Source organism: Alkalibacter mobilis (genome assembly GCF_015594845.1).
In the GTDB taxonomy this organism is placed as follows: domain Bacteria; phylum Bacillota; class Clostridia; order Eubacteriales; family Alkalibacteraceae; genus Alkalibacter; species Alkalibacter mobilis.
This window is the reverse complement of the sequence record NZ_JADNRK010000004.1, coordinates 61,236-88,048: the sequence shown is the minus strand read 5'-3', so window position 1 is coordinate 88,048 and position 26,813 is coordinate 61,236. Positions and strand designations below refer to the sequence as shown.

At 40.8% G+C, this 26,813-nt stretch carries 33 protein-coding genes; 26 read left to right on the top strand and 7 right to left on the bottom strand.

The annotated features are described in order from the left end of the window. The first annotated feature begins 65 nt into the window (after positions 1 to 65). The 3 genes from IWB18_RS03570 (at position 66) to IWB18_RS03560 (ending at position 3,339) form a co-directional block, all read left to right on the top strand. Positions 66 to 866, top strand: a complete 801-nt coding sequence (locus IWB18_RS03570) for a mechanosensitive ion channel family protein (RefSeq protein WP_195682230.1) — start codon at positions 66 to 68, stop codon at positions 864 to 866. Positions 867 to 960: 94 nt separating this feature from the next. Then, positions 961 to 2,100 (top strand): CdaR family transcriptional regulator, encoded by a 1,140-nt coding sequence (locus IWB18_RS03565; protein ID WP_195682229.1) that lies wholly within the window; start codon positions 961 to 963, stop codon positions 2,098 to 2,100. A gap of 81 nt (positions 2,101 to 2,181) precedes the next feature. Continuing rightward, entirely contained in the window at positions 2,182 to 3,339 is a 1,158-nt protein-coding gene (locus IWB18_RS03560) for an AI-2E family transporter (RefSeq protein WP_195682228.1), read from the top strand. 17 nt (positions 3,340 to 3,356) lie between these two features. On the opposite strand, the gene ablB is transcribed toward IWB18_RS03560, so the two are convergent. Together ablB and kamA are read right to left on the bottom strand one after the other, a co-directional pair. Further along, a complete protein-coding gene (ablB, locus tag IWB18_RS03555) occupies positions 3,357 to 4,181 on the bottom strand; it encodes a putative beta-lysine N-acetyltransferase (RefSeq protein ID WP_195682227.1) in 825 nt (274 codons plus the stop codon). 2 nt (positions 4,182 to 4,183) lie between these two features. Further along, on the bottom strand, positions 4,184 to 5,509 hold the full coding sequence (kamA, locus tag IWB18_RS03550; RefSeq protein WP_195682226.1) for a lysine 2,3-aminomutase: 1,326 nt from the start codon (positions 5,507 to 5,509) through the stop codon (positions 4,184 to 4,186). Positions 5,510 to 6,244: 735 nt separating this feature from the next. Here kamA and IWB18_RS03545 point away from each other — a divergent pair. The 10 genes from IWB18_RS03545 to IWB18_RS03500 all read left to right on the top strand — a co-directional run bounded on the left by IWB18_RS03545 (position 6,245) and on the right by IWB18_RS03500 (position 12,342). After that, positions 6,245 to 6,610 (top strand): PadR family transcriptional regulator, encoded by a 366-nt coding sequence (locus IWB18_RS03545; RefSeq protein WP_195682225.1) that lies wholly within the window; start codon positions 6,245 to 6,247, stop codon positions 6,608 to 6,610. Between the two features lie 24 nt (positions 6,611 to 6,634). Beyond that, positions 6,635 to 7,120: a permease gene (locus IWB18_RS03540; protein ID WP_195682315.1), complete on the top strand. Its 486-nt coding sequence runs from the start codon at positions 6,635 to 6,637 to the stop codon at positions 7,118 to 7,120. Continuing rightward, on the top strand, positions 7,117 to 7,656 hold the full coding sequence (locus tag IWB18_RS03535; protein WP_195682224.1) for a permease: 540 nt from the start codon (positions 7,117 to 7,119) through the stop codon (positions 7,654 to 7,656). The genes IWB18_RS03540 and IWB18_RS03535 overlap by 4 nt, the downstream gene beginning before the upstream one ends. A 227-nt stretch (positions 7,657 to 7,883) precedes the next feature. Continuing rightward, on the top strand, positions 7,884 to 8,252 hold the full coding sequence (locus IWB18_RS03530; RefSeq protein WP_195682223.1) for a DUF134 domain-containing protein: 369 nt from the start codon (positions 7,884 to 7,886) through the stop codon (positions 8,250 to 8,252). A gap of 4 nt (positions 8,253 to 8,256) precedes the next feature. Beyond that, entirely contained in the window at positions 8,257 to 8,622 is a 366-nt protein-coding gene (locus IWB18_RS03525; protein WP_195682222.1) for a NifB/NifX family molybdenum-iron cluster-binding protein, read from the top strand. Further along, on the top strand, positions 8,612 to 9,493 hold the full coding sequence (locus IWB18_RS03520) for a nucleotide-binding protein (protein WP_195682221.1): 882 nt from the start codon (positions 8,612 to 8,614) through the stop codon (positions 9,491 to 9,493). The genes IWB18_RS03525 and IWB18_RS03520 overlap by 11 nt, the downstream gene beginning before the upstream one ends. After that, on the top strand, positions 9,465 to 10,349 hold the full coding sequence (locus tag IWB18_RS03515) for an ATP-binding protein (RefSeq protein ID WP_195682220.1): 885 nt from the start codon (positions 9,465 to 9,467) through the stop codon (positions 10,347 to 10,349). The genes IWB18_RS03520 and IWB18_RS03515 overlap by 29 nt, the downstream gene beginning before the upstream one ends. Further along, positions 10,346 to 11,170, top strand: coding sequence for an MBL fold metallo-hydrolase (locus tag IWB18_RS03510; RefSeq protein WP_195682219.1), 825 nt, complete (start codon positions 10,346 to 10,348; stop codon positions 11,168 to 11,170). Before IWB18_RS03515 ends, IWB18_RS03510 begins: the two co-directional genes overlap by 4 nt. 21 nt (positions 11,171 to 11,191) lie before the next feature. Continuing rightward, positions 11,192 to 11,968, top strand: a complete 777-nt coding sequence (locus IWB18_RS03505; RefSeq protein WP_195682218.1) for an Mrp/NBP35 family ATP-binding protein — start codon at positions 11,192 to 11,194, stop codon at positions 11,966 to 11,968. Between the two features lie 20 nt (positions 11,969 to 11,988). Continuing rightward, positions 11,989 to 12,342 (top strand): NifB/NifX family molybdenum-iron cluster-binding protein, encoded by a 354-nt coding sequence (locus tag IWB18_RS03500; protein WP_195682314.1) that lies wholly within the window; start codon positions 11,989 to 11,991, stop codon positions 12,340 to 12,342. A gap of 68 nt (positions 12,343 to 12,410) precedes the next feature. Here IWB18_RS03500 and IWB18_RS03495 read toward each other — a convergent pair whose 3' ends face one another. Further along, positions 12,411 to 12,884: a DUF2680 domain-containing protein gene (locus tag IWB18_RS03495; RefSeq protein WP_195682217.1), complete on the bottom strand. Its 474-nt coding sequence runs from the start codon at positions 12,882 to 12,884 to the stop codon at positions 12,411 to 12,413. 86 nt (positions 12,885 to 12,970) lie between these two features. Here IWB18_RS03495 and IWB18_RS03490 point away from each other — a divergent pair, with 86 nt between their 5' ends. From IWB18_RS03490 to IWB18_RS03465, 6 genes are all read left to right on the top strand, one after another. Further along, entirely contained in the window at positions 12,971 to 13,417 is a 447-nt protein-coding gene (locus IWB18_RS03490) for an MOSC domain-containing protein (protein ID WP_195682216.1), read from the top strand. Positions 13,418 to 13,502: 85 nt separating this feature from the next. Next, entirely contained in the window at positions 13,503 to 13,949 is a 447-nt protein-coding gene (locus IWB18_RS03485) for an Hsp20 family protein (protein WP_195682215.1), read from the top strand. A gap of 163 nt (positions 13,950 to 14,112) precedes the next feature. Next, entirely contained in the window at positions 14,113 to 15,231 is a 1,119-nt protein-coding gene (locus IWB18_RS03480; protein WP_195682214.1) for a cysteine desulfurase family protein, read from the top strand. A 19-nt stretch (positions 15,232 to 15,250) separates the two neighbouring features. Then, positions 15,251 to 16,078: a tRNA 2-thiocytidine biosynthesis TtcA family protein gene (locus IWB18_RS03475; protein WP_195682213.1), complete on the top strand. Its 828-nt coding sequence runs from the start codon at positions 15,251 to 15,253 to the stop codon at positions 16,076 to 16,078. A gap of 14 nt (positions 16,079 to 16,092) precedes the next feature. Then, positions 16,093 to 16,521 carry an acyl-CoA thioesterase gene (locus IWB18_RS03470; RefSeq protein ID WP_195682212.1) on the top strand — a complete coding sequence of 143 codons (429 nt, stop codon included), beginning with the start codon at positions 16,093 to 16,095 and terminating at the stop codon, positions 16,519 to 16,521. Next, a complete protein-coding gene (locus IWB18_RS03465) occupies positions 16,518 to 16,886 on the top strand; it encodes a VOC family protein (RefSeq protein ID WP_195682211.1) in 369 nt (122 codons plus the stop codon). Before IWB18_RS03470 ends, IWB18_RS03465 begins: the two co-directional genes overlap by 4 nt. Positions 16,887 to 17,119: 233 nt before the next feature. Here the strand turns inward: IWB18_RS03465 and truA are convergent, their stop codons facing one another. Beyond that, positions 17,120 to 17,860: a tRNA pseudouridine(38-40) synthase TruA gene (gene truA, locus IWB18_RS03460; RefSeq protein ID WP_195682210.1), complete on the bottom strand. Its 741-nt coding sequence runs from the start codon at positions 17,858 to 17,860 to the stop codon at positions 17,120 to 17,122. 122 nt (positions 17,861 to 17,982) lie between these two features. Here truA and IWB18_RS03455 point away from each other — a divergent pair, with 122 nt between their 5' ends. Next, complete coding sequence (locus tag IWB18_RS03455; protein WP_408626553.1) at positions 17,983 to 19,920, top strand: YgiQ family radical SAM protein; 1,938 nt, start codon at positions 17,983 to 17,985, stop codon at positions 19,918 to 19,920. Positions 19,921 to 20,231: 311 nt separating this feature from the next. After that, complete coding sequence (gene pgsA / locus IWB18_RS03450; RefSeq protein ID WP_195682209.1) at positions 20,232 to 20,759, top strand: CDP-diacylglycerol--glycerol-3-phosphate 3-phosphatidyltransferase; 528 nt, start codon at positions 20,232 to 20,234, stop codon at positions 20,757 to 20,759. 53 nt (positions 20,760 to 20,812) lie between these two features. On the opposite strand, the gene IWB18_RS03445 is transcribed toward pgsA, so the two are convergent. From IWB18_RS03445 to IWB18_RS03435, 3 genes are read right to left on the bottom strand one after another with little or no spacing between them, the layout of a single operon-like run. Then, entirely contained in the window at positions 20,813 to 21,439 is a 627-nt protein-coding gene (locus tag IWB18_RS03445; RefSeq protein ID WP_195682208.1) for an amino acid ABC transporter ATP-binding protein, read from the bottom strand. A 16-nt stretch (positions 21,440 to 21,455) separates the two neighbouring features. After that, complete coding sequence (locus IWB18_RS03440) at positions 21,456 to 22,097, bottom strand: amino acid ABC transporter permease (RefSeq protein WP_195682207.1); 642 nt, start codon at positions 22,095 to 22,097, stop codon at positions 21,456 to 21,458. Positions 22,098 to 22,109: 12 nt separating this feature from the next. Further along, the gene (locus tag IWB18_RS03435; protein WP_195682206.1) at positions 22,110 to 22,928 is read right to left on the bottom strand and encodes a transporter substrate-binding domain-containing protein; all 819 of its coding nucleotides are present in this window, start codon (positions 22,926 to 22,928) and stop codon (positions 22,110 to 22,112) included. 148 nt (positions 22,929 to 23,076) lie between these two features. On the opposite strand from IWB18_RS03435, the gene IWB18_RS03430 reads away from it, so the two are divergent. The 5 genes from IWB18_RS03430 to IWB18_RS03410 all read left to right on the top strand — a co-directional run bounded on the left by IWB18_RS03430 (position 23,077) and on the right by IWB18_RS03410 (position 26,810). After that, on the top strand, positions 23,077 to 23,910 hold the full coding sequence (locus IWB18_RS03430; RefSeq protein ID WP_195682205.1) for a CvfB family protein: 834 nt from the start codon (positions 23,077 to 23,079) through the stop codon (positions 23,908 to 23,910). Between the two features lie 172 nt (positions 23,911 to 24,082). Beyond that, entirely contained in the window at positions 24,083 to 24,988 is a 906-nt protein-coding gene (locus IWB18_RS03425) for an FUSC family protein (protein WP_195682204.1), read from the top strand. Between the two features lie 126 nt (positions 24,989 to 25,114). Further along, on the top strand, positions 25,115 to 25,819 hold the full coding sequence (locus tag IWB18_RS03420) for a Crp/Fnr family transcriptional regulator (RefSeq protein WP_195682203.1): 705 nt from the start codon (positions 25,115 to 25,117) through the stop codon (positions 25,817 to 25,819). 87 nt (positions 25,820 to 25,906) lie between these two features. Beyond that, positions 25,907 to 26,569 (top strand): iron-sulfur cluster repair di-iron protein, encoded by a 663-nt coding sequence (ric, locus tag IWB18_RS03415; protein WP_195682202.1) that lies wholly within the window; start codon positions 25,907 to 25,909, stop codon positions 26,567 to 26,569. Between the two features lie 13 nt (positions 26,570 to 26,582). Then, a complete protein-coding gene (locus IWB18_RS03410) occupies positions 26,583 to 26,810 on the top strand; it encodes a DUF1858 domain-containing protein (protein WP_195682201.1) in 228 nt (75 codons plus the stop codon). Positions 26,811 to 26,813: the final 3 nt, after the last annotated feature.

Genomic DNA, 26,813 nt, shown 5'->3' with positions numbered 1-26,813 from the left:
AATGAATACAATAAGGTTACAGCTAATAACATTAGCAATACTTTTATAATATTAGGAGGAGAAATATGGATTTAAACGCTTTGTATGAGCAACTTGTTGCTTATGGAGGAAAGATCGTCCTTGCATTAGTCGTTTTGCTGGCGGGAATGATCGCCATTAAATATTTTTTAAAATTTTTGAGAATAAGTTTTGAAAAGAAGAATTTGGACGTTTCATTAAGACCTTTTTTGTTGTCTTTGACTAAGGTGACTTTGATGATTTTGCTTTTTATAACCGTGGCATCCATGCTTGGAGCTCAGATGACCTCGTTTATAGCAGTTTTGGGTTCTGCAGGCCTGGCAATAGGCTTGGCTCTTCAGGGGAGCTTGTCAAATTTTGCAGGCGGAGTATTGATTTTGATTCTCAAGCCTTTCAAAGTAGGTGATTACATTGAAGCGGCCGGATATTCCGGAACGGTCGAAGAGATACAGATGTTTTACACTATCCTTGTCACACCGGACAATAAAAAAATAATCGTTCCCAATTCAAACATGTCAAATAGTGGTACTGTAAATTACTCTTCCAAGCCCACTAGAAGAGTTGACTTTGTATTTGGAGTGGGATATGAGGCGGATATATTTAAGGTCAAAAATATTTTAAAAGAAATTGCTGCAAATGACCCTTTGGTTCTTAATGATCCCGAACCTCAGATCGTTCTCGGAGAACACGATGCCAGCTCGATCAATTTTTATTACAGGGTGTGGTGTGAGTCCAAGGATTACTGGACAATATATTTTGAAACCATGGAAAAGGTAAAAATCGCTTTCGATGAAGAAGGCATAAGCATACCGTTCCCACAGATGGATGTTCATGTTGTGAACCAGTAAGTGCCTTATGAAAAATCAGTTTTGTTGATTGTTTATTTTAGAAATAGTATAATCAGGGTATGTCACTTCAATAATAATTGAAGAGGAGGGTGTTATGACTATACTAAGCGCTTCAATGGCTCAACGGTTTATCGACAAGATGGCTCAATATATGGAATACAATATCAACATAATGAATGAGAACGGCACTATTATTGCAAGCCGTGACGAGTCCAGAATAGGCAATTTTCATGAGGTCGCATATGAAATGCTTCATGGCGAGTCAGAACAGAGAGAAGTTGAAGAGGAAAAAAAGTTTATAGGTACAAAACCGGGAGTTAACCTTGTCATTGAATACAAGAACAAGCCTGTAGGCGTGGTAGGCGTCACTGGAGATCCTGGTAGCGTCAAGGCTTTTGCCGGTCTGGTCAAAGTGTCCCTGGAAGCGATGATCGAATACGAAGTCTATATGGAAAAAAAGAGAACACGAAGAAACAAGACGGAACAATTCATGTATACTCTTCTATTTGAAGAAAATCCTGATATTTCATTGCTTGAAAATCTGGCTGCCGAGATCGAATTGAAGAAGAATTTGCTTGCTGTGGCAATCATAATAAAGGTAAATAAAAGCTATGACAGGTTGAGCATGATCAGTGCCATACGGGCTTCGAAAAACTGTGTTAATTCCGACCTGATAACGGTGGCATCCAATGACAACATTGTAATTTTAAAGGCTGTAGAAGCTAAAGGCAACAACGATATGTTTGATTATAAATACGAAATCAGGGAATTTATAGAAGATTTCATGTCCAGAATGTCCGATAATTTTGGTGAAAGCGACTTCGGATTTTTCATAGGTAGCCTTCAAAACAAAATTGGAATGTACAGGCACTCGTACTTTCATGCCAACGAGATGCTTTTGCACGTCAAGGAAAAGGAAGGCATACATTTCTTTGACTGCAATATAATCGATCATTTTAGAAGTATTGTTACAATGAAGGAATACAGTGAGATATTCAATACCTACAACGATGTATTTTCCACTGACGATCAGCAGATGATAGCTGAAACTGTTGAAGTCCTGGGCAGGAACAACTACAACATGGTCAACAGCGCAAAAGATCTTTTCATGCACAGAAATACACTGGTATTCAGGTTGAATAAAATAAAGAATACCTTGAATATCGATCCTATTTCGAATTCCGCAGACAGAGAGTTCTTAAACGAGTTGGCATACTATTTCAGAAACAAGTAGGATTATGAACACCGATCGACCTTGCCTTGAGGCAGGGTTTTTTATTCAGGCACCAATACTATGAATTTAAAGAGGGATTTTATGGACAAGGTAAAGTTCAAACAGATGATTTTGATCATAACATATGGTATAGTGCTATTTATTTCGTTGACGAATTTCAGCACGATAATCGGTATATTGGATAAAGTGCATAAGATCGCTTTGCCTGTAATATACGGATTTGTGTTGGCATATTTACTCAACATACCTTATAAAGGTTTTAGAAAAAGAGTGTTTTACGGAATTGAAAATAAGGGAGTAACAGGCAAAAAAGCGGCTTCGGCATTATCGATAATTTCCACTTATCTATTGGCCATCCTAACCGGTGCAATACTTATCCGGTATATTCTTCCCCAATTGATAGACAGCATAGGGCAATTGATTGAAAATGTACCGATTTATGTAACCACAGTAGAGACATGGGTGCTAAAACTGGACGAGGCCATAGGTCTGCAGGAAATGATCGATTGGTATGACAGCGACTTTTTAAGAAATCTCCCTGACAGAATAAACGGGTTGATATCAAAATGGCTTCCGTATGTTGGAAACTACTTGCTGGGACTCACATCGGGCCTGTACAACTGGATCATTGGCTTGATCATCTCGGTTTACTTTCTTTACGGCAAAGACGTCCTGATGGGGCAAATGTCCAGGTTCAGCGAAGCTTTGTGTCCGGACAGGCATTACAGTAGATTTATGGAAATCACCAACAGGGCCAATGGGATCTTCAACAAATTCATAACCGGAAATGTTATCGATTCCCTGATAATCGGAATAATTTGCTTTCTTGGAATGACAATAATGGACATGCCTTACGTGTTGCTGATAAGTTTGATTATCGGTGTTACCAATCTTATACCAATTTTTGGCCCATTCATCGGGGCTGTACCCGGAATATTTTTGATTTTGATAGTAGATCCAATCAAAGCCTTGACATTTCTGATTTTTATAATTGCCCTTCAGCAGTTTGACGGAAATATCCTAAAGCCCAAAATCTTGGGGAATACAGTAGGTTTGCCGGGAATGTGGGTTCTGATTTCGATCATCGTCGGTGCCGGTATGTTCGGATTGCCGGGAATGCTCCTTGGAGTGCCTACATTTGCTCTGGGTTACTCACTTGTAAGGGAATGGGTGGATCAGAGGCTCAAATCCAAAAAAAGCACAAACAGATTGAGTGAAAATGAAAGCAGCACCCTTTAAAGGGTGCTGTTCTTATATCATATATTCTTGTACCAAACATTCATGCTCTCGATGTTTCCTGCAATGTTTGTGTTGTTGATCAACGTTCCACTGTATTTATAACCGGCCTTTGCAAATACCAGGTTCATACCGAATGACTGGCTTCTTGCTATAGTGTAAAGGGCATTGTAATTTGAATTTTTCATATGTATTTCCATCTCTGTCAACAGATTGGAAGCCAGAGATTTTCCCCGATATTCCGGCAGAGTCGCAAAATCGGTCATTTCGCTGTTCTTGTTTTCAGGGTCGGTCTCACATGATCCCAGAGCTGCTATCCGGCCTTCATGTATGGCCCCGAAGTAGATTAAGTTTTCTGACATGGTCTGCCTAATGTATTTTGGATCATGGATGGGAAAAGGATAGGTTTTAAAAACCTTGCCGTATAAAAGGGCCATTTCCTCCGCATCCGAAGGTTTAAGAACCTTGATTTGAAAACTATCATCAAGCTTTGGTTCCTTTTTCTGAGTATTGGCCGCCAGACTCAATACATTGTCTGTTTTTTCTTGATTTCTATCTACTGACCTTCTAGAACTATAATATTTTCCCATAAAGACGCAAGTTTCACCGTCGGAGAAAAACCCCGGAACCTTGGCTTCGATGACGAAACCAGACTCCATAAAGACCCCCATGTACTTTTCGGGAACTTTAATGAAAATTTTTGAATAGGCATTTTGCAGAGCCATAGCCTCCAAATCGCCGATTATATTATCCGTATCTTCGGGAGCTAATTTCATCAAATAGATCCGATCATTATCTTTGCCGTGTTGTACGGTTGAATTTCTGATTTTTTCCATTAAGTCCATATTCAGGATACGTCCTCTCTGTTTCTTGCATCTCTGTCAAGATTTTCAGGGGTCAAGGTTATCTCGTCCTCGTAATCGCTAAGGAGCTTGGAGATTCCTATTGTCTTATAATCGCTCTCCTGATTTTCGGTATTAAGTTGCAAGTTGCAGTCGTCACATTCAAGGTCGCACTCGTAATGGTTGTAATCATCAGGCATTTTGTATGTGGTAATCACGCCTTCGTAGTTTCTGAGCACCACTTTGTTGGTGGACCAGGATATAAGATAATTGGGCATTACAGGTATTTTACCTCCACCACCGGGGGCATCAATAACATATGTGGGTACGGCAAATCCACTGGTATGGCCACGAAGGTTTTCCATTATTTCTATGCCTTTTCCCACGTTGGTCCTAAAGTGCTCCAGCCCTTCTGAAAGATCGCACTGATAGAGGTAATAGGGGCGAACTTTATTTGCAGTGAGCTTATGGACCAGTCTCTTCATGATCCTCGGGCAGTCGTTCACGTCTCTCAACAGGACCGATTGGTTCCCAAGGGGTATCCCTGCATTGTTTAGTTTTTTCAAAGCTTTTTTTGAAGAACCTGTCATTTCTCTGGGATGGTTAAAATGTGTATTCAACCAAATGTTGTCATATTTGCTTAGTACTTCAATAAGTCCGTCAGTTATCCTGTAGGGAAGTACCACAGGCATTCTCGATCCGATCCTTATGATTTCCACATGTGGGATTTCAGAAAGCCTTTCCAAGATCCAGTCCAGATAATCATCGGAAAGCATCAGGGGATCTCCACCTGAAAGAAGAACATCTCTGACCTGCGGAGTGTTTTTTACATATTCGATGCCTTTTAAAATCTGATCTTTTGAGGGGATCGAATCCTGATCTCCCACTTTTCTTTTTCGTGTACAGTGTCTGCAATACATTGCACACACATTGCTTATATGAAACAATATCCTGTCCGGATATCTGTGAGTGATCCCTTCAACAGGGCTGTCGCCGTCCTCGTGAAGGGGATCGGACATGTCACAATTGGATAAGCTAAGCTCGCGTACGTCCGGAAAACATTGTTTGAATACCGGATCACTTTCAGGATCTTCGGTATCTATCAGCGACAGGTAGTAAGGCGTCACAGATAATGGAAATTTCTCTATGGTATTTTGTATGGCTTGTTTTTTCTTCTCGGAAAAAGTAATGTCCAGGATCTTCTCAACAGTATCAACAGTTGTAATACTATTTTTCAATTGCCATCTCCAGTCTCGCCATTTTTCCAGCAGTTTGTCGGAAATGTCCTCCTTGTTTATTCTGTCTTGGGTCATACTAATTGTTTCTTGCATAAAATCTCCTTTCTATATTAACGGCCTGTAGCCGATTTAGGTAAAATAAAAGACACTCCACCCTATCATTGTTATTGATAGAGTTAGAGTGCCTTGGCATTTATGATTTAGATAAACATATGATGTTTTATCCCGCACCATCCAAAATGTAGTTCCCATCAGCATGAACCTGTCAGGGAAGCATCTTGTACGTTTGACCGTCAGTCTGAGCCTGTCAAAGGATCAGCTAATACATCTGACCGTCAGTCTGAGTCTGTCAAAGGATCAGCTAATACATTTGATCGTCAGTCTGAGTCTGTCAAAGGATCAGCCAATACGTTTGAGCGTCAGTCTAAGTCTGTCAAAAGGATCAGCCAATACGTTTGACCGTCATCCTGAACGGACGTGAAGGATCTACTCATATATCTGAATTTACATAATATGCTGGTTCCGAATCAATCGGAAATGCATGACCATATGATCCTGCATAAGCCCCAGTTCTAATAAATATATTTTTCACTTGGAATTTCACATCAAAGAATACTTTGTTTTGTGGTACTCAACCAAGTTACTTCACTTTTTAAAATTCAGTTAATTTTATCACATACTGCTGATTTTGTCAAAAAATACATAAGAAAATACTAATATATCTTGACAATATGTCTATTAGCGTTTAAACTATATTCATGCCAGCTATATGCAATAAGGATATAGTGTGCGGTATGAGTTTATCTGAAAACAATCGGGGTGATGATAATGAAAAATGGAAAAGAGTGTTTTTGCCACGGGAAAACAAACAAGACAGGTAAATTTTTGGAAGCCAGTTTGCTCTTGTTGCTAAAAAAAGAATGCGTGCATGGTTACGGTTTGATGGAACAGCTGGAAAAACTCGGTTTGACGGAAGAAGAGATGAATGTAAGCACTCTCTACAGAACTCTTAGAAAAATGGAGAATCATGGATTCGTTTCTTCCGACTGGAAGGAAAGCGAAGAGGGACCGAAAAAAAGAGTATACAAGATAACTGACGAAGGATTGGCAGAATTGGAAGACTGGATACAAGTTTTCGAGGAAAGAAAAAAAAGGATAGAAAAATTCATAAGTGTCTATGAGACGGAATGTTGACAATAAAAGGAGGAATTTTATATGATGCAGACTATAATATTTTATGCGTTGGCAATAGGGCTTCTGACTTTGTCATTTTTTAAGGACAAGCAGAAGACCAAAAAAAGTTTAAAGAAAGCGGTCAAGGCTTTAGAGAATATGATGCCGCAATTTTTGGGGATCATAATCCTGGTTGGTGTAATGCTGGCGGTAATAGATCCTGACATGATAAGCAAATTGATTGGTAGCTCTTCAGGGTGGTACGGAACGATCGTGGCGGCCTTGGTCGGCGGTGTAACTCTTATTCCAGGTTTTATAGCATTTCCCACTGCAGCCTTGTTGCTCCAAGGGGGAGCTGGATACATGCAGGTGGGAGCATTTGTTTCATCATTGATGATGGTTGGAGTGGTAACTGTTCCACTAGAGACAAAATATTTTGGGAAAAAGGTTACTATGGCAAGAAATATACTGGCATTTTTATACGCTTTTGTCGTTGCATTGATTATAGGAAAGGTGATGGGTGAGTTATGAAAAAATTCGTTAATAGATATAAGTTTTTTTTAGTGATGGTACTTGTAACTATAGGTCTATATATTATCGATCCGATCGCCGGTGACAAAGCAGTGGATACCATCGGTTTTAGTTTTAAAGAATTGTTGTCCGTTCTTCCGCCCATCTTTGTGCTGCTTGGACTGTTGGATGTCTGGGTTCCAAGAGAGACAATGGTAAAATACATGGGAGAAGGATCCGGTATAAAAGGAATACTGATATCCATTTTTCTTGGTTCAGCTGCTGCAGGGCCATTATATGGAGCTTTTCCACTTGCTGGAGTTTTTATGAAAAAAGGAGTAAAATTCAGCAATGTCTTGATCTTTATAGGAGCCTGGTCTACGACAAAAATACCAATGTTCCTGTTTGAACTTTCAGCTCTCGGAACCAAGTTTGCACTGACCAGACTTATTGCGAGCATGATTGGAATATTCGTCATCGGACACCTGGTTGATAAAGCCATAAAAAAAGATGATGTGGATGAAATATACGCAAATGCTGCGCAGATGAATGTTTGAGTCCCTAATTTTATATGTAGAATAAGCCCGCCTAACGGTGGGTTTTTTATTGTCAAAATTGTGCAGATATGTGTTTTAAGTTATTGACATATGCCCATTAAAGAGTATAATGAAAATTGTTAAGGGCATATGTTCATAACTGTCGGTTATGGAAAAATGCATTTTAAGTGTTTAACAAGATCCATTGGATCTAGAGGCAATAAAATAAAACTTAAGGAGGTTATTGGATGTCCAGGCCGAGAAAGTGGAGAAGAGTTTGTTGTCTTCCCGGCAGCAATCTGTTTGGGCCCCTGAATGCCAAATTTGACGAAGACGATTTGGTGATCATGACAGTTGACGAGTACGAAACGATTCGCTTGATCGACCTTGAAGGAATGATGCAGGAAGAATGCGCCGAACAGATGAACGTGGCAAGAACTACCGTGCAAAGAATTTACAATGAAGCAAAAACCAAGCTTGCGCAATCTTTGGTCCACGGTAAATTGCTGAAAATCGAAGGCGGAGACTACAAACTCTGTACTGAAGAAAAAGTCAGACCTGGCTGTGGTATGTGCAGGAGAAGAGCAGAACTAGATAAAATAAATTTGGAAGGGTGATATTATGAAAATAGGAATACCTGTAAATGATAATAATAAGGAGTCTGGAGTTTGCATTTCTTTCGGGCGGGCACCTTGGTTCATGGTTTATGATACAGAAAAGAAATCGGAAGAATTTATAAAAAATACTGCAGCGGACAGTCCAGGTGGTGCAGGGATAAAAGCCGCTCAGATTTTGGTGGACAGTAAAATAAACGCATTGATCACACCCAGATGCGGTGAAAATGCTGCGGAAGTCATCAAAGGAGCAGGAATTGAAATATTTAAAAGCCAAGGCGAAAATATTGGCGAAAACATAGATCAATTTGAAAAAAATTCTTTGGATCTATTGGACGATATCCATCCGGGGTTTCACGGACATGAAAGCTGAAAAAGGCTTCAGACTAGCCGTTCTTAGTGGCAAGGGAGGAACCGGAAAAACTCTATTGTCAGTAAATCTGGCTGCAGTGATCAAAAATTCCGCTTATATCGATTGCGATGTAGAGGAACCTAACGGACATCTGTTTTTTAAGCCTGAAATCGAAAGCAGCAAAGAGGTGACAGTTAAAATTCCCCAAATAGACAATGAGCTTTGCGATGGGTGCAGAAAATGCGTTGAATTTTGCAGATTTAACGCACTGGCTTTTATCAAGGATCGAGTTAAGGTGTTCGATGAAATATGTCACTCCTGTGGTGGGTGTGAAATACTTTGCCCAAGAGACGCTATAAGCAACAGGGACGTATCAGTGGGCATAGTCCAAAAGGGAATGTCTCAAGGAGTAAAAACTCTGACAGGTACGCTCGAAGTGGGAAAGGCATCGGGTGTGCCCGTTATAAAAAATTTGTTGGATGAAGATTTAAGTGACAGGGAAACGATAGTTATCGATTGCCCTCCAGGAAGTGCCTGTGTAGTGATGGAAAGCATAAGGGACGCAGACTATTGCGTTTTAGTCGCTGAACCGACTATTTTCGGCACGCACAATTTGGCGATGGTCCACGAGCTGGTAACGTTATTTGAGATACCTTATGGTGTGTTATTGAATAAATGCACAGAAGGCGATAATCCATCAGAAAAGTTTTGTATTGAAAACAACATACCCATATTGGGAAGGATCGATTTTGACCCTGAACTTGGAAGGATAAACTCCGAGGGGGAAATATTGGCAAGACAAAGTGAGAAATATAAAAAAATGTTTGAAAGTATTTATTCGGACATTCTGAGGGAGGTCGCTCATGAAACAGTTGCTGATACTAAGCGGTAAAGGTGGTACCGGCAAAACCACCTTGGCAAGTGCATTTATTGAATTGTCCGAAGCCAAAGCGTATGCGGACTGTGACGTGGATGCCCCCAACCTTCATTTGATAATGAACATTAAAAGTCAACCGGAATCAAAGGACTATTTTGGACTTGGAAAAGCGGTGATAAATCAGGATCTATGCATCAGTTGCGGATTGTGTTACGAACACTGCAAATTTGACACCATAAATGAGACTGATGGAGTCTATGAAGTGTTTTCATACGCTTGCGAGGGTTGTGGAGTTTGCGAATACATTTGTCCCGTAGAAGCCGTAAAATTATACCCGGATGTGGCAGGGGAGCTTTACTTGTATAAGGAAAAAGGCAAAGTTTTCTCTACTGCCAAGTTAAAAATGGGAAGTGGGACTTCAGGGAAACTTGTAACCGAAGTAAAGAAACAAATGCGGTTGGCCGCACCAGATGAAAAATTTGCAATAATAGACGGTTCGCCTGGGATAGGATGCCCTGTAATTGCAAGCATCAGCGGAGTCAGCATGGTGCTGATCGTTACAGAGCCTTCCGTTTCAGGGATAAGCGATATGGAAAGGATTTTGCAGACGGCGGCAGCATTTCAGACAAAAACTGCGGTATGTATAAACAAGTCTGATACAAACACGGGGAAAACAAAAGAAATTGAGGAATACTGCAGGAAAAACAATATTGAAATGGTTGGAAAGATACCTTTTGACCCTGTTGCCGTAGAAACAATAAATGCAGGGAAAACCCTTGCCAACGTGGATTGTCCTTCGTCAAGAGCGATTGGTGCAACGTATCAAAATACCATGAAGTTGTTTCTGGGAAACGGAGAGTCGTCAAAATGATGGTCAGCATTTTATCAGAAAATGTTTCATTGGATGAAAAATTTGGTTGTGAACACGGACTCAGCATCCACGTAAACTTAAATGACAAGGAAATTCTTTTCGATACGGGAGCAAGTGATGTTTTTGCTAAAAATGCGAAAGTGCTGGATTTGGACTTGTCGAAGGTGGATCATCTGATTTTGAGTCATGGGCACTACGATCATGGCGGTGGATTGAAGCATTTTTTGGAATTGAACAATAAAGCAAAGATTTATGCCAGACCCGGTGTGTTTGATGATTTTGTATCTGTGGATGAGGATGGAAACACTCGTTCAATAGGGTTGAACAAAAACCTGAACTATGGTGACAGAATCGTATACACGGATAAAGAATTTCAATTGGATTTCGATATTGAACTTTTTACGGTAGAATCTAGAAAAGACTGCATGCCTCTAGGAAACAAGAGGCTGTTTGTCAATAAGGAAGGCCGACTGATACTGGATGATTTCAAACATGAACAAAATATGGTCATAAGAGAAGGCGGCAAAGCTGTTTTATTTTGCGGATGTGCACACAATGGGATCATGCATATAGTTAAAACATACCGGGATAAATTCGGATCCTATCCCGATGCCATAGTGGGAGGATTTCACTTTGGATCGAGATCTCAGGGAAGCACACTGGATGAAAAATTCATAGATCAAACAGCAGAATTTTTGATTGAAACCAAGGCGGAGTGTTATACGGGCCACTGTACGGGTGTTAAAGGCTATAAAATATTAAAATCTAAAATGGGTGACAAAGTCAGGTACATGTTTTCGGGGCTACAATTTAAAGTTTAATATAGACAAGGAGATTTAATAATGAATCAAGACAAAAAAAATGAATTTGCAGCGAATCTACACGAAAAGAGCAATGTTAAAAAAGTGATCGGAGTGGTCAGCGGAAAAGGAGGAGTAGGGAAATCCCTGGTAACTTCGCTTTTGGCGGTGACAATGAGGAGAAGGGACAAGAAAGTTGGGATTTTAGATGCGGACATCACCGGTCCATCCATCCCAAAGGCATTCGGTTTGGATGTGAAAGCGGGAGCTACTGAAGAAGGTTTGTATCCCGTTAAAACAAAATCGGGGATCGACGTCATGTCCATCAACTTGATCTTGGATAATAGCACCGACCCTGTAATATGGAGAGGCCCTATAATAGCGGGCACCGTAAAACAATTTTGGAGCGATGTCATATGGGAAGACATAGATTACATGTTTGTGGATCTGCCTCCTGGAACAGGAGACGTTCCGTTGACGGTATTCCAATCATTGCCCCTTGACGGCATAATAGTAGTGGCGTCTCCACAGGAACTGGTATCAATGATAGTGGCCAAAGCGGTAAAGATGGCTCAAATGATGAAAGTTCCTATCTTGGGACTGGTTGAAAACATGTCCTATTTTAAATGCCCGAGCTGCGGTGAAAAACACCAAATATTCGGGGAAAGCAAAATCGATGAGATCGCAAAAAAAGAAGGTCTTAAGGTAATTGCCAAGATTCCTATAGATCCAAATATCGCAAATCTATGCGACAAGGGAATTATAGAAATGTACAACGAACATTGGTTTGATGATTTTGTAGAAAGTATGGACAAATAATTTAACTATTAGGAGGAAGAATCATGAAAGTAGCAGTAGCAAGTGAAAACAAGCAGGTGACACAGCATTTTGGACATTGTGAAACCTTTGAAATTTTTGATGTGGTAGATGGATTGATCGTCAGCAACGAATCAGTTCCCAATCCGGGGCACAGACCAGGATTTTTGCCGAATTATTTGAATGATATTGGTGTAAACGTAATAATCTCCGGCGGAATGGGTGGAGGAGCAGTCGATATTTTCAATGAAAAAGGTATTACTGTAGTTACAGGCGCAAGAGGCGATTCAAAAGAAGTTGCCGAGGGTTATGTATGCGGTAATTTGAAATCAACAGGTTCTATTTGCAACGATCATGCCCATAGCGGAAATTGCTAAAATGGCAGTGCAACAAAATAAAGGACTCATCACCAGCTGGTGATGAGTCCTTTATTTTAAATTTCAGATTATTTGTTGCCGTTCTTTGCGCCATAACCGTTACCGGATCCGCCGCCTTCACTGTTGCCGTTTCTTTGTCCGTTACCGTCTCCGTTGCCATTGCCCTGTCCAAATCCCAGGCCATTTTCCTGACCCAATCTCATGTTGCTGCCTGTGCCGTCACAGTCTTCGCTGTTTTCCACCATATTTGCATAAATTTCGTCAGCTTCTTCTTGTGTGATTCTGCCTTCTTCAACTCTTTCTTGCAAGACGGTTTTTCTGTTTTCAAGCATTGAAGTTTTAAATGCCTCGAAATTTTCTGTTTCTGCAGCCATGGCTCCGAAAGTTTCGCCTTCTTCTCTTTCTTGATAAACCGCTTCTACAGTTTTGCCGGTAAGATCAGCCAGGATCTCGGCAGGGGTTTGAGCGCTTGCTGCAAATGCTGCTCCACCTCCAAGAACTGTAAGAACCAATGCGCCTGTAATAATTTTTTTAATATTCATTTTTTTATCCTCCTTGTGATATATTGTTTCTATGAGATGAGTATAAAACATCAATGTGTCACCAATGTGGCAAGAAAGGAGAAAAAATGGGTTTTGTAGAAAAAATAAAAATAAAAACGGTAAACAATAGAAGTCAGGAAGAAGTAGACGTAATTATGTTAAAAGAAGGTACGGGGATCTCAGGGTCTGCTTTTGAAGGTGGAGATGAAAAACTGCAGATCACTTTGATGGAATCAGAAGCACGAATTTCAGCGATTCCTGAAAAGAAAGATGGTTTTTGCATATCCAGGTTTAAAGAAAATATCTCTACTGCGGGATTTGACATAAAAGGGTTAAAGGAAGGCGATAGACTTGAAATAGGCAGTGCAGTGATTGAAATAACGATCCCAGGTAAAAAATGCTATGAAGAATGCCCTGTTTTTAAAAGACAAGGCAATTGCGGGCTTTGGAAAAGTGCCGCTTTTGCAAAAACTGTTAGAAACGGCGAAATCAGAGTCCATGATCGGATAAAAAAGATTTCTCAAAATGTTTAAAATATTTTAGGTAGGATATATTATTAGTAGAGTTGGCACTCTGTGTAAGCGAGTGCTAAAAATTAAGTGAAGGGAGTTGTTGATCATGACAGGATTGGTACCATTCAACAGAAAAGATGTAGATTTATTCGATACCGGATTCGGTAATGTCTACAACATGCTTGACGACTTTTTTGGAGGCCGCAGCTTACCAGGCAGGAGCTTGGCTTTTGACACATTTAAAGTAGACGTACAGGAAGACGAAAAGAATTACATCGTTGAGGCGGATATGCCCGGAATCAAGAAGGAAGAAGTGGAGATTTCTTTCGATCGAGGCAGACTTTCGATTTCTGTGAAAAGAGAAGAAAAGGTAGAGGAAGAAAAGAAAAACTACATTCACAAGGAAAGAAAGGTAAGCTCTATGTGCAGAAGCCTTTATCTTGAAAATGCATCAGGGGATGACATCAAGGCCAAATTGGATGATGGGGTCCTGAAGATCGAGGTTGCCAAAAAAGAAAAGTCGGAAGCTGAGAAACGAATTGAAATCGAGTAGTATGTCACAAGACTTTGAAACAAAAATTTAATACATATTTAGTTATGGTCCGGGAATCGTTGCCCGGATCTTCTTTTGCATGTCAAAGTCGACATTTTGCTGTTATTGTGGAGTTTTCCATTTTATGATATATTCAATTATTGAAAATAATCGAGGTGTAATTATGATATATTTGGATTACGGTGCTACAACCCCCGTAGATGAACTGGTTTTGGAAGAATTTGTAGATCTGACCAGAAAGTATCCTGCCAATCCCAACTCAGGGCATGATTTAGGCAGAGAATCTTTGAAAAGGATCGAGGAAGCTAAAGAAACCATACTTAAATCAACGGGTCTTGAAAAAAGGGAAATAGTTTTTACTTCCGGGGCCAGTGAAGCAAACAACTTGGCCATTTTGGGATATGCAGCTAAAAACAGCTACAGGGGCAAACACATAATAACTACTTATATGGAACATTCATCTGTGATAGGGCCTTTAATGAGCCTTAAAAATAGAGGCTTCGAAGTGGATTTTGTAGAAATAGGACGAGATGGAAGGGTCGATTTGGAAAATCTGGAAGAACTGATGGATAAGAATACGATAATGGTTTCCATCGGAGCAGTCGAAAGTGAAACCGGAGTGTTGCAGGATATCGACAAGATCAGTGAAATAATAAAAAGAAACCCAGATTGCATGTTCCATGTGGATGCAACCCAGGCCATGGGAAAGGTTGGCATAAGTCTTGACAAAGCGGACATGATAACCTTTTCCGCACATAAATTCTATGGAATAAACGGTTGTGGTGCTCTTGTAAAAAAAGATGAGATCATATTGGAACCCATGATATACGGGGGACTGAGCCTAAGTCCATATCGGAGCGGCACCCCTTCAACGGCTCTTATAGCCACAATGGCAAAAGCCTTGGAATTAAGCTGTGGTGGCATGGGTAAAAGGTTGGCTTATATCCGCTTACTTAATGAAGATTTAAGAAAATTTTTCAAGGGATACAAAGGTGTTTTAATAAATTCTACCGAAAATTCATTGCCCCATTTTCTGAATTTCAGCGTTGAAAATGTCAAAGGTGAGGACATGGTGGATCATTTCGGCAAAAGAGAGATATACTTTTCGGCAAAATCGGCTTGTTCAGCTCCCAATACACCATCCAAGTCTGTCTATGCTGTCTGGAAGGACAAAAAACGGGCGTTGTCGTCTGTCAGAATATGTTTGAGCCACCTAACCACAGAAAAAGAATTAAAAATATTCAAGAATAACTTTGACCTATGGTACAAAGATTTGAGATAATCGATGTAGAGGAGAAAATATGGAAAAACATCAGCTTGTAGAAAGAAGCATCATAAAAAAATATAGAAAAGAAATTTGGAACAGATTCATAAAAGGAGTCATTAGATACGACTTGATTTCTGAAGGAGACAAGATAGCCGTATGCATCTCCGGCGGGAAAGATTCCATGTTGATGGCCAAGGCCATGCAGATATTACAAAAACACGGGAAATACGATTTTGAATTGGTGTTTTTGGTAATGGATCCGGGATACAACAGTATAAACCGTCAGGTTATAGAGAATAACGCAAAAATCTTGGAAGTTCCTCTGACCATTTTCGAGTCTCAAATATATGACATCGTGGCAGACATGAATCAGTCCCCTTGTTATCTTTGCGCCAAAATGCGCAGAGGCCATCTCTACGCCAAAGCCAAGGAATTAGGGTGCAACAAGATAGCTTTAGGTCACCATTTTGATGATGTCATCGAGACTACCCTCATGAGCATGCTCTACAGTGCGGAAATCAAGACAATGATGCCAAAACTAAAAAGCAGTAATTTTGAAGGTATGGAACTTATAAGACCTTTGTATATGGTCAGAGAAGACGACATCATTGCATGGAGAAGGTACAACGAGCTTGAATTTATCAGATGTGCATGCAGGCTCACGGAAAAATGTGTCTTGGGCGACGATGGGATCGGGTCTAAAAGGCAGGAAATGAAAGCCCTTATTAAAAAGCTGAATAAAAATCACCCTGGAATTGATATGAATATATTTACCAGCATGCATAACGTAAATTTGGATACGGTGATCGAATATAGAAAACACGGAGAAAAACACAGTTTTTTGGAAGAATACGATATTTGACGGGAGGAGCGGACATGCCTTACATGGGATATTCGAGAAAGGTTAATTACTACGAGACGGATGCAATGGGGATAGTCCATCACTCAAATTATATTCGGTGGTTCGAGGAGGCCAGAATAGATTATTTGGAACATCTGGGTCTGCCCTATCATAAACTTGAAGAATTGGGGATAACGCTACCGGTTTTGCATGTAGATTGCACTTACAAGTCTCCAGCAAGGTTTGGGGATGAATTTGTCATAAAGCTTGGGGTTGAAGATTTTACAGGGCTGCGCATAAGCATGACTTATGTGGTGGAGGATCCAGACTCAAAAGAGATATTTGCCATGGGGAAAAGCAAGCACGCATTCCTGGATGAAAATCTTAAACCTTTAAGACTGAAACAGAACTTTCCGGAAGTATACAAAATTTTTTTCAACATAAAAAAGGAGGATGAAAAATGAGTTTTTTATGGTACACATTCAAGGTAGTGGATTTGGAAAAATCCTTGAAATTCTATACTGAAGTGGTAGGATTGAAGGTCCAGAGAAAATTTTCAGCTTCTCCCACAACGGAAATAGTATTTCTGGGGGATGAAGACGGTACTCACGTAGAATTGATATTCGACAGGGAGAACAAGGCCAAATTGGAATATCCCGACCATATGTCCATGGGATTTGCCGTAGATGACATCCAGGAGAAAATGGCCGAGGTCAGCCAAAAGGGTTTCGCCGTCCACAGTGGTCCATTCAAGCCAAATCCACATGTTGAATTCTTTTTTGTGCTTGATCCAAACGGCATGAAGGTCCAGTTTGTAAAACAAGGATGACAGCATACAATGCTGTCATCCTGAAGGAACGCGAAAGATCTGCATAAACTACGTCATCCTGAACGAACGGGAAGAATCTGCGCGAACTACGTCATCCTGAAGGAACGCGAAGGATTTACACAAACTTCGGCATTCTGAAGGAACGGGAAGGATCTACACAAACTTCGGCATTCTGAAGGAATGCGAAGAATCTGCGCGAACTTCGTCATCCTGAACGAATGTGAAGGATCTACTCAATAATCGACTTCTTCTAAAAACAGTCCGTGAGGCGGAACGGTAAACCCGGCGTCTTCACGGATTTTTTTCTCAAAAATGCGATTTATTGTAGAGGTTTTCCTTTTTCCCATGCCGATTTCCAAGATGGTTCCCATAATTATTCTTATGGAATTGTATAGGAATCCATCACCTTTAAAAATAAATTTAAGGTAAGGCCCGTTTTTTTCAAGAGTAATGGCATTTATAGTCCTGACGGTAGATTTCTTGCTCTTTCCAAGTGATGAAAATCCCAGAAAATCATGAGTACCCTCAAATTCGGCCATGGCTTGTTTCATAGCTTCCAGGTTTAGAGGATCTGGAACGTGGAAACTGTATTTCCTGTCGAAAACAGAATGGATCCTGTTGTTGTAAATGGTGTATGAATACGTCTTTTCCTTGGCGTTGTGTCTGCTGTGAAATCTTTCATCTACAAAATCCACACTCTTTACAGCTATGTCGCTTGGCAGGTACGAGTTGATGTATGTCAATATGTCGTAGGCGCTCATGTCGTTTTCAATAAAGAAATTTGCGACCTGTCCTCTGGCGTGCACGCCTGAATCGGTTCTCCCGGAACCGGTCACCGGTGTCCTTTTGCCGGTCATCTTCTCAAGGATGTCCTCAAGCTTTCCTTGGATGGTATTGGAACTGTCGCCTAATTTTTGCCACCCTTTGTATCTGGCACCGTCATATTCCAGTGTTATCTTTACATTTTTTTTCATGTTTTGATCCTTTCTAAAAACATTTTTGAGTAAACTTATCTAAATAGAATACTATCTCACTCCATTATACTTCTTTTAAGAAAAATATGATATAATCGGTATCTGTAAAATAAACCGCTGATATGATCGAAGCGGATGAAGAGGAAGATATAATGAATGAATTTTTGCCCGTATCACGGGAAGATATGAAAAAACGAGGATGGGATCAGCTTGATTTCATCATAATTTCAGGGGATGCATATGTTGACCACCCTTCTTTCGGAACGGCTGTAATAGGCAGGGTCCTTGAGAGCAGGGGTTATAAAGTTGGCATAATAGCTCAACCTGATTGGGAAAAGAAGGAATCCTTCAAAATTTTGGGTAGACCAAAACTGGGTTTTCTGATAACTTCAGGAAATATAGATTCCATGGTCAATCACTATACCACTGCAAAAAAGAAACGAAAAGACGATCTGTATTCGCCCGGTGGAAGATCCGGTCACAGACCGGACCGAGCTGTGATGGTCTACTCTCATAAAATAAAAGAATTGTACAGCGACGTACCTATAATTTTGGGAGGGATCGAGGCCAGTTTAAGAAGGTTTTCCCATTTTGATTATTGGTCCAATAAAGTCAGACGTTCCATTCTTTTAGACGCAAAGGCTGATCTGATCGTATATGGAATGGGAGAAAAACAGATTGTTGCCATCGCAGAAGCATTGGAAAGCGGACTTCCTGTTGGGGAGATAACATTTGTTCCCGGCACGGTTTACAAGACAAAAGACAAAACCAGACCTTACAAGCCTTTGTGGCTGCCACATTACGATGAGGTATTGAAAAGTAAAAAGACATATGCTGAAAGTTTTATGATCCAGTACAAAAATATGGATTCCATAGTTGGAAAGATACTAGTTGAACCTTATAGAGATTATTATGTGGTGCAGAATCCGCCGGCTGAAGCCATTTCAGGCATAGAGCTCGATGACATCTACAGCCTGCCTTACGTCAGGGACTATCATCCCATGTACCAGAAGGCTGGAGGGATTCCTGCCATCAAAGAAGTGAAACACAGTATAATAAGCAATCGTGGATGTTTTGGAAGCTGTAATTTTTGCGCATTGACTTTTCATCAAGGAAGAAAGGTGCAATCAAGAAGTCACGACTCAATAATAAACGAGGCAAAAAAAATCACCCAAGATTCGGAATTTAAAGGTTATATAAATGACGTGGGAGGCCCTACAGCCAATTTCAGGATAAGCGCATGCAAGAAACAGGAAAAACATGGAGTGTGTCCCGACAAGCAGTGTCTGTTTCCAAAGCCTTGCAATCAGTTGATCGTAGATCACAGCGATTATTTGGGTTTGCTGAAAAAATTGAGGGAACTTCCAGGTATAAAAAAAGTGTTTATACGTTCCGGATTGAGGTATGATTATCTTATATACGACAAGGACGATTCCTTTTTCAGGGAGCTTTGCGAGCATCACATAAGCGGTCAGTTGAAAATCGCACCGGAACATGTTTCGCCGAAAGTCTTGGAAAAAATGGGAAAGCCCGGAAGAAACGTATACGACAGATTTGTTGACAAGTATAAAAAAATAAATGAAGATTTGGGAAAGAATCAATTTTTGGTCCCGTATTTAATGTCGAGCCACCCCGGTTCCACTCTCAAGGAAGCTATAGAGCTGGCGGAATACATCCGCGACACTGGTTATATGCCGGAACAGGTCCAGGATTTCTATCCTACTCCGGGAACCATGTCAACCTGCATGTTTTACACCGGTTTGGATCCCAGGACGATGGAACAGGTTTATGTGCCTGTCGATCCCCACGAGAAGGCCATGCAGAGAGCGTTGATCCAGTACAGGAAACCTCAAAACCGCAAATTGGTGCTGGAAGCTCTTAGAAAAGAAGGCAGAACAGATTTGATAGGTTTTTCAAACAAAGCTCTGATCAGACCCGGATCTGATGAAGGATCCAGATCAAAAGAGGAAAAGGGAAAAAGAAATCCAAAATCCCAAAGTTGGAAGAAGAAATCAGAAAAGACTGGAAAGTCCGGTAAAAGCGGAAAAAGAAGAAAGTAACAAATAATTATATGGTACTGTTATCATGAGAGAAACTTAATGACGGTCTATATGATTAGATTCTTCACGATGTTCAGAATGACGGACCATGTTCATAATTGATTAGATTCTTCACGATGTTCAGAATGACGGACCATATTCATGATTGATTAGATTCTTCACGATGTTCAGAATGACGAACCATGTTCATGATCGATTGGATTCTTCACGATGTTCAGAATGACGATCCATAATTTGAGTCATCCTGAGCCTGTCGAAGGATCTCATCAAAAAACAAATGGTATACGATACCCCTTCAAGGAGGATGCTATATGAAAAATGTACCCAACATACTTACCATAATCAGAATGATCCTGCTGCCAGTATTTGTCTTGGTATTTTTTTCAGACATGGAAAACTCCAGGTACTGGGCTCTTGGAGTGTATGCGTTGGCTTCATTCACCGATTTGATAGACGGGCAGATCGCCCGAAAGTTCAATGTGGTGACTGAGCTTGGCAAGGTTTTGGACCCTCTGGCAGACAAATTGATGCTGATGACGGTTTTGATATGCTTCTATTTGGCGGGCTTCATACCTCCGCTCATACTTGGTGTAGTAATAGTCAAGGAACTTTTTATGATAGGTTCGGCCATGATATTGTACAACAGGGAAGACAGGATAGTTATTCCAGCCAATTACTTTGGTAAAAGCGCCACCGTTCTCTTTACCCTATCCATTATCTTGATGTTTTTCATGCCTGGAAATCCATGGGTCTTGTATCTGATGTATTTTTCCATAGCAGTAAAGATAAGTGCGTTGATCTCTTATTTCTTTACCTACAAAAAATTAAAAGGACAATGAAATTACATATAAAAATGACCTTCGATGATTTTCGAAGGTCATTTTGCTTTTAGTCAGTTGATTCGAACCAAGTCGCTGCCCAGTTCATAAAGTTTGGTGGAATATTTTTCAGCAAACTCCCTGTCGTGGGTGATTACTATTACTCCGGTATCTTTCTTTGCAATATCCACCAGTATTTGTCCCACGCTGTCCCGCAATTTTGAATCAAGTGCGGATGTGGGTTCGTCAAAACATAGGTATTCCGGATCCATGGCAAGTGCCCGGGCTATTGCCACCCGTTGCTGCTGTCCGCCGGATAACTGATAGGGATAGCTTTTTTCCAAGCCGGAAAGCCCCAATGAATCCAGGATCTCCTTGGCCTTGGTTTCCGCCTCTGACTTGCTCATGCCTTTTACCTTCATCAGTGGAAATGTGATATTGCCCATTGCGCTTAAATGAGGGTAAAGGTTGAAGTTTTGAAAAACCAATCCCACCGGATGCTCGTCAGTACTTCTTTCGGTGATTTCTATCGATCCGGAATCGTATGTCTCCAGTGAGGAAAGACATCTGATAAGTGTGGTTTTTCCTACACCTGAAGGCCCGGTTATTATAGCGATATCTCCCTTGGATACCTCAAAACTGATTTGATCCAAGACTTTTTTTGATCCGAAGCTTTTGGAGAGTTTTTCTACTTTTAACATTTTTTCACCTGCTTGCTTACCTATAGTAATCGAATTTTGTTTCGGCTCTTTTAAGACCGTATGTCACTATGCCCACCAGTACAAGATATATGAGTCCGGCCAGGAATAGCGGGACAAGTGAAGCCTGCTTGTTGGTAAGTGTCCTCGAAGCTCTCAGTACATCGCCCAAGCCAAGTATGTAGGCCAAAGAAGTGTCTTTCACCAACGTGATGAGTTCGTTGCCGCCAGGAGGTAAAACCCTTTTGACTACCTGGGGAAGTATGACACCAAAGAATGTTTGAGTTTTTGACAACCCCAACACCGTACTGGCTTCGTACTGACCTTGACTTATCGAAAGGATACCGCCCCTAAATATTTCGGCAAAGTAAGCGGCATAATTCAATATGAAGGCGAGCAAAGCTGCTGATTCCCGGTTAATGACTATCCCGATCACGGGCAAGCCGAAAAAAATAAAAATCAATTGAAGCAGCAGGGGCGTTCCCCTCATAAACAAAATATATAGTTGCATAGCCTTTTGCAGGGGCTTGTATCTGGAAAGTCTGAGTATGCAGACCACCATGCCCAAAGGGATGGAACCCAGTGCAGTAAAGACAAAAAGCCATAAAGTGGTTTTAAGTCCTTGGAGCATCAAGGGTGCCATGTCCATAAGATAATCCATATCTACACCCGTTTATTTAACGATGTTTTCGCTGAACCATTCTTCGGAAATTTCAGCTGCCGTACCGTCTGCTTTCATATCATCCAATGCATCATTCAACTTGCTTAACAAGGTTTCATCGCTCTTTCTGACGCCGATACCGTACTCTTCGTCGCCAAAATCATCTGCAAGAACAGCGTATTTATCTTCTCCTCTTTCAGATATGTAATATCTGGCAAGGATCTCGTCTGCAACTACTGCATGAACACGGCCGGCTTCAAGATCCATGAATGCATCGTTGTATGTGTCGAACAGGATAGGTTCACCGCCGTCAAAAGTTTCTCCTGCGCCTTCTGATTCGATAGCATCAAGAGCACTTGATGCATTTTGTGCCGCAACTACACGACCTTCAAGATCAGCCTTTGTCTCTATGTCAGAACCGCTTAAAACCACGATAACCTGTCTGTTGTCCAAGTAAGGATTTGTGAAATTGACCTTTTCTTTTCGTGCGTCGGTAATCGTGTATCCGTTCCATATAAGATCGATGTTTCCGGAGTTGAGTTCCGTTTCCTTAAGATTCCAGTCTATCGGCTGAAATTCCGCCTCAAGGCCCATTCTCGATATAGCTTCTTTTGCCAGATCAACGTCAAACCCAACGATTTCACCATTGCCGTCTTTAAAACCCATGGGCACGAAAGTATCGTCTAAACCTACTATGACCGTACCTCTTTCTTCAATGGCAGCCCACTTGTCTTCCGCCTTGTCTTCCCCGTCTCCGTTTGAAGAGCTGCATCCGAACATAAATGAACTGATAAATAAAACTGTTAATAATGCAATAATTGTTTTTTTCATCCCTTTTCCTCCTCGTGTCATATAACTGAATTTTAATTATTATGAGGTTTAATGTCAATACTTTATTCAGATAAAGTGTTTTGTTGACTGTATTTATTTCGCAAAATAGAGTAGAATATAGTTAAAATAGGATTTAAGGAGAATTTAAATGGAATTAGGTAAAATACAGGAACTGGAGATATTGAGAGAAACGTCCATAGGTGTGTATCTCAACGAACCTGAAGGTGGATTGGACGAAGACGTTCTCCTCCCAAAGAGTCAGGTTCCGGAGGATGCAAAGATCGGAGACAAGTTAGAAGTATTTTTGTACAGGGATTCTAAAGACAGGATCATTGCCACTGTCAGGAGACCAAAGATACTGTTGGGTGAAATGAAAATGCTTAGAGTGATCGAAGCTGGAAATATCGGTGCATTTTTGGATTGGGGCTTGGAAAAGGATCTGTTGTTGCCTTTCAAGGAGCAGATAGGTAAAGTCAAGAGCGGCGATGAATGTCTTGTAAGCCTTTATGTGGATAAGAGCGACAGGCTTTGTGCCACCATGAAGATACACAACACTTTGACCGATAATTCGCCATACAAGGAAAAAGATGTAGTCAAAGGGACAGTCTATGCCATAAATAGAGACATGGGCGTTTTTGTAGCAGTGGATGACAAGTATCACGGGATGATCCCTTTAAACGAGATGTATGGGATATTCGACGTCGGTGACCAGATCGAGGCAAGGGTCTTAAAGGTGAGACCCGACGGTAAACTCAATCTAAGCATAAGAAAGGAAGCACACGATGAAATCGAGGGAGATGCCGAATTGATCATGGCTCGCCTGGTAAAGAACAAAGGATTTCTGCCTTTCAATGACAAGAGTCAGGCCAGTGCCATAAAGTCGGAATTTGGAATGAGCAAAAGTGCATTCAAGAGGGCGGTAGGAAGACTTTTAAAGTTCAGCAAGATCGAGATCACAGACAAAGGGATAAAGAAGTTATAAATGACGACACATATTGATCCGTCATCCTGAGCTTGTCGAGGGATCTACTCAATTACTGAGATTCTGCAATTTTGTTCAGAATGACGATTCATATTGATTCGTCATCCTGAGCTTGTCGAAGGATCTACTCAAATATCCAAAGTTTGGGGAACTACCTTTATGGAGGAAATAAATGAATTATAAAAGCTTCAAAAACTACAGGTTGGGAATGCGAAACATCAAGACCGGTGTCGCAGTTTTGATCTCCCTGTTGTTGGGAAAATACCTTAGAATGGACAACTCATTTTTTATAGTCGTTGCGGCAATGCTTTCCATGGAGAGTTCTGTAATGAATTCCGTTGAAATAGGCAAAAACAGGATAATGGGCACGATTTTGGGCGCCACCCTCGGAATGGGACTGGCATATCTGAGTCCGGGGAGCCTGGTGCTGACCAGTTTGGGGATAATAGTCATCATCTATGTGAGCAATCTCTTGAAATGGAACAAGGCCATAATCATCGCTGCCTTTGTATTTCTGGGGATAATGCTGGATATGTCTGGAGAAGAGGTCTTTTGGTACTCCGTAAATAGGACCATAGATACATTGATCGGTATCGGCGTAGGGTTAGCAGTCAATTTCTTCATATTTCCCTACGACTTTCAGAAGACTCTCGACACCCGAACAAATAATCTTGTGGAGCTGATAAACGAAAACGTAGAGAAAGTATTCTGCTATGGAGAGAAAGCCGACTTGGAGAAACTTAAGGAAGAAATAGACGCTTTCAGCGATGAGATCTCAGACTACAGGACCGAAGTTGGCATGAGAAAGAAACACGAAAAGGATATCGAAAAAAGAAAAGCGGTCTTGGATAATTTTGACTCGATTTTTACTCACCTAAAGGTATTGACTAAAATTTCTGATAATCCCTTAGTCAACGAGGACAATGCCAAAAGATTTGCAGAGCTGGATTTCAACTTGAAAAAAGAGCGGATAATGACTGAAAAGGCAACGGACAGCGTGTACGATTATCATACAAGGGCCATGCTAAAGAAAATGGAAGAGATCGAAAGTTTTCATGCTGAATGCAAATCAAAGTGAATATGTAACATGCAATTGGGCTTCCCAAAAATATGGAGGCTCAATTTTTTATGCTTTTTATGACTAAACATAGGGGAATAGGGTATAAAAACAAAGTATAAGACTAAAAGAAAAGAAGGAAAATACATGAGCGAGACTTGTATAAACTGTGGTCACAGCCTGTGTGCCAGGAGAGTTCCCATATTTTCCAAGCTTGACGGCAAGGAAATAGAAAGTGTAGTGACCCTCATCAGAAGAAAACATTTTGACAAAGGGGAGAACCTGTTTTTTGAGGGGGGAGAATTACAAGGTCTGATAATTATCAACAGGGGAAGGGCAAAGGCCTATATCAACACTCCCGAAGGGAAGGAACAGATTTTGCATATTTTCTTTCCGGGAGATTTCTTCGGGGAAAAAAGTCTCTTTGTGGATAAAAAGACCGAGTACAACGTTAAGGCAGTTGAACCCGTGGATATCTGCATGATCAGCAAAAAAGACTTTCAGGAACTGATCAAAAAATATCCCGGCATCACTTCAAAAATACTTCAGGAACTGGTCAACAGGATAGACAGGCTGGAGTCCATGATCGAAAACATTGGCGCCAAAAGCGTGGATTCCAGAATAAATGCGGTTCTACTGGAGTTTGCACAAAAGTCTTTGGATGAAAACCAGATAGATTCCGCCGCCCAATTCGAGTTGCCCCTTAACAGGGAGGGAATAGCAAATTATATCGGAGTAACCAGGGAAACGGTAAGCAGAAAACTCAATCTTTTGCAGGAAGAGGGAGTGATCCAAATGATAGGTAATAAAAAAATCAAAATTTTGGATAAAAATCGATTAAAAAGCGAATGATTTTTAGAAATCATGATTTGAATCACAGTTTTATATTCACAATTCCCTTAAAATCAAGTCATAACAAAGGGAAGGAATGATATAAAAATGAGTAATATAACAATAAACAAGACAGACGCACTGGGAGATATAGTGGCAAAGTTTCCAAAAGCCGCAGAGGTTCTAAAAAGTTACAGGATCGATTTTTGCTGTGGAGGACACAGAAGCCTGGAAGAAGCGGCTCTTGAAAAATCCGTTGATGCAGATAAAGTAGTGGGGGCTATAAGGGCACTGGCTCAGGAATTGACGGAAAATCAGGAAGATTTTACTAAAATGAGTGATGAGAGACTGATCGATCACATCATAAACACTCATCACAGTTATTTAAATACAAACTTGCCGGAGATATCAAGATTGGCTTCCGCCGTATTGAGAGCCCACGGAGATGTTCATCCGGAGTTGTTTGAGATCTACAAGGATTTCCACGCACTGAAGGCTGATTTGGAGCAACACTTGATAAAAGAGGAAGTAACATTGTTTCCCGGGATCCTAAATTCCAGGGATGAAGGCAAAGTCTTGGAGGAAATCGAAGACGAGCACGAAGGTGCCGGAGAAATACTCAGAAATTTAAGAGATCTAAGCCAGGACTACACCGTGCCTGCTGACGGGTGTCCAAGTTATGAGAAGCTTTATCACAAGCTGGAAGAGTTGGAAGGAGACATATTCCAGCACGTACATTTAGAAAACAACATCCTGTTTAAAAGACTTTAAGGAGAATGGCAAAATGAATAAAATACTCGATATGAAGATGACAGTACATGAATTAAGCAAGCTATACCCCGAGTTCCCTCAGATAATGAGGGAGCTTGGGTTTGATAACATTGCGGATCCAAAGATGATAACTACAGTAGGACGATTTATGACAGTTGAAAAGGGAGCCGCCATGAAAAAAATCGATTTGCAGAAGATCAAGGAAACTTTTGAGAAACACGGTTTTAAAATCAAAGAATAAATA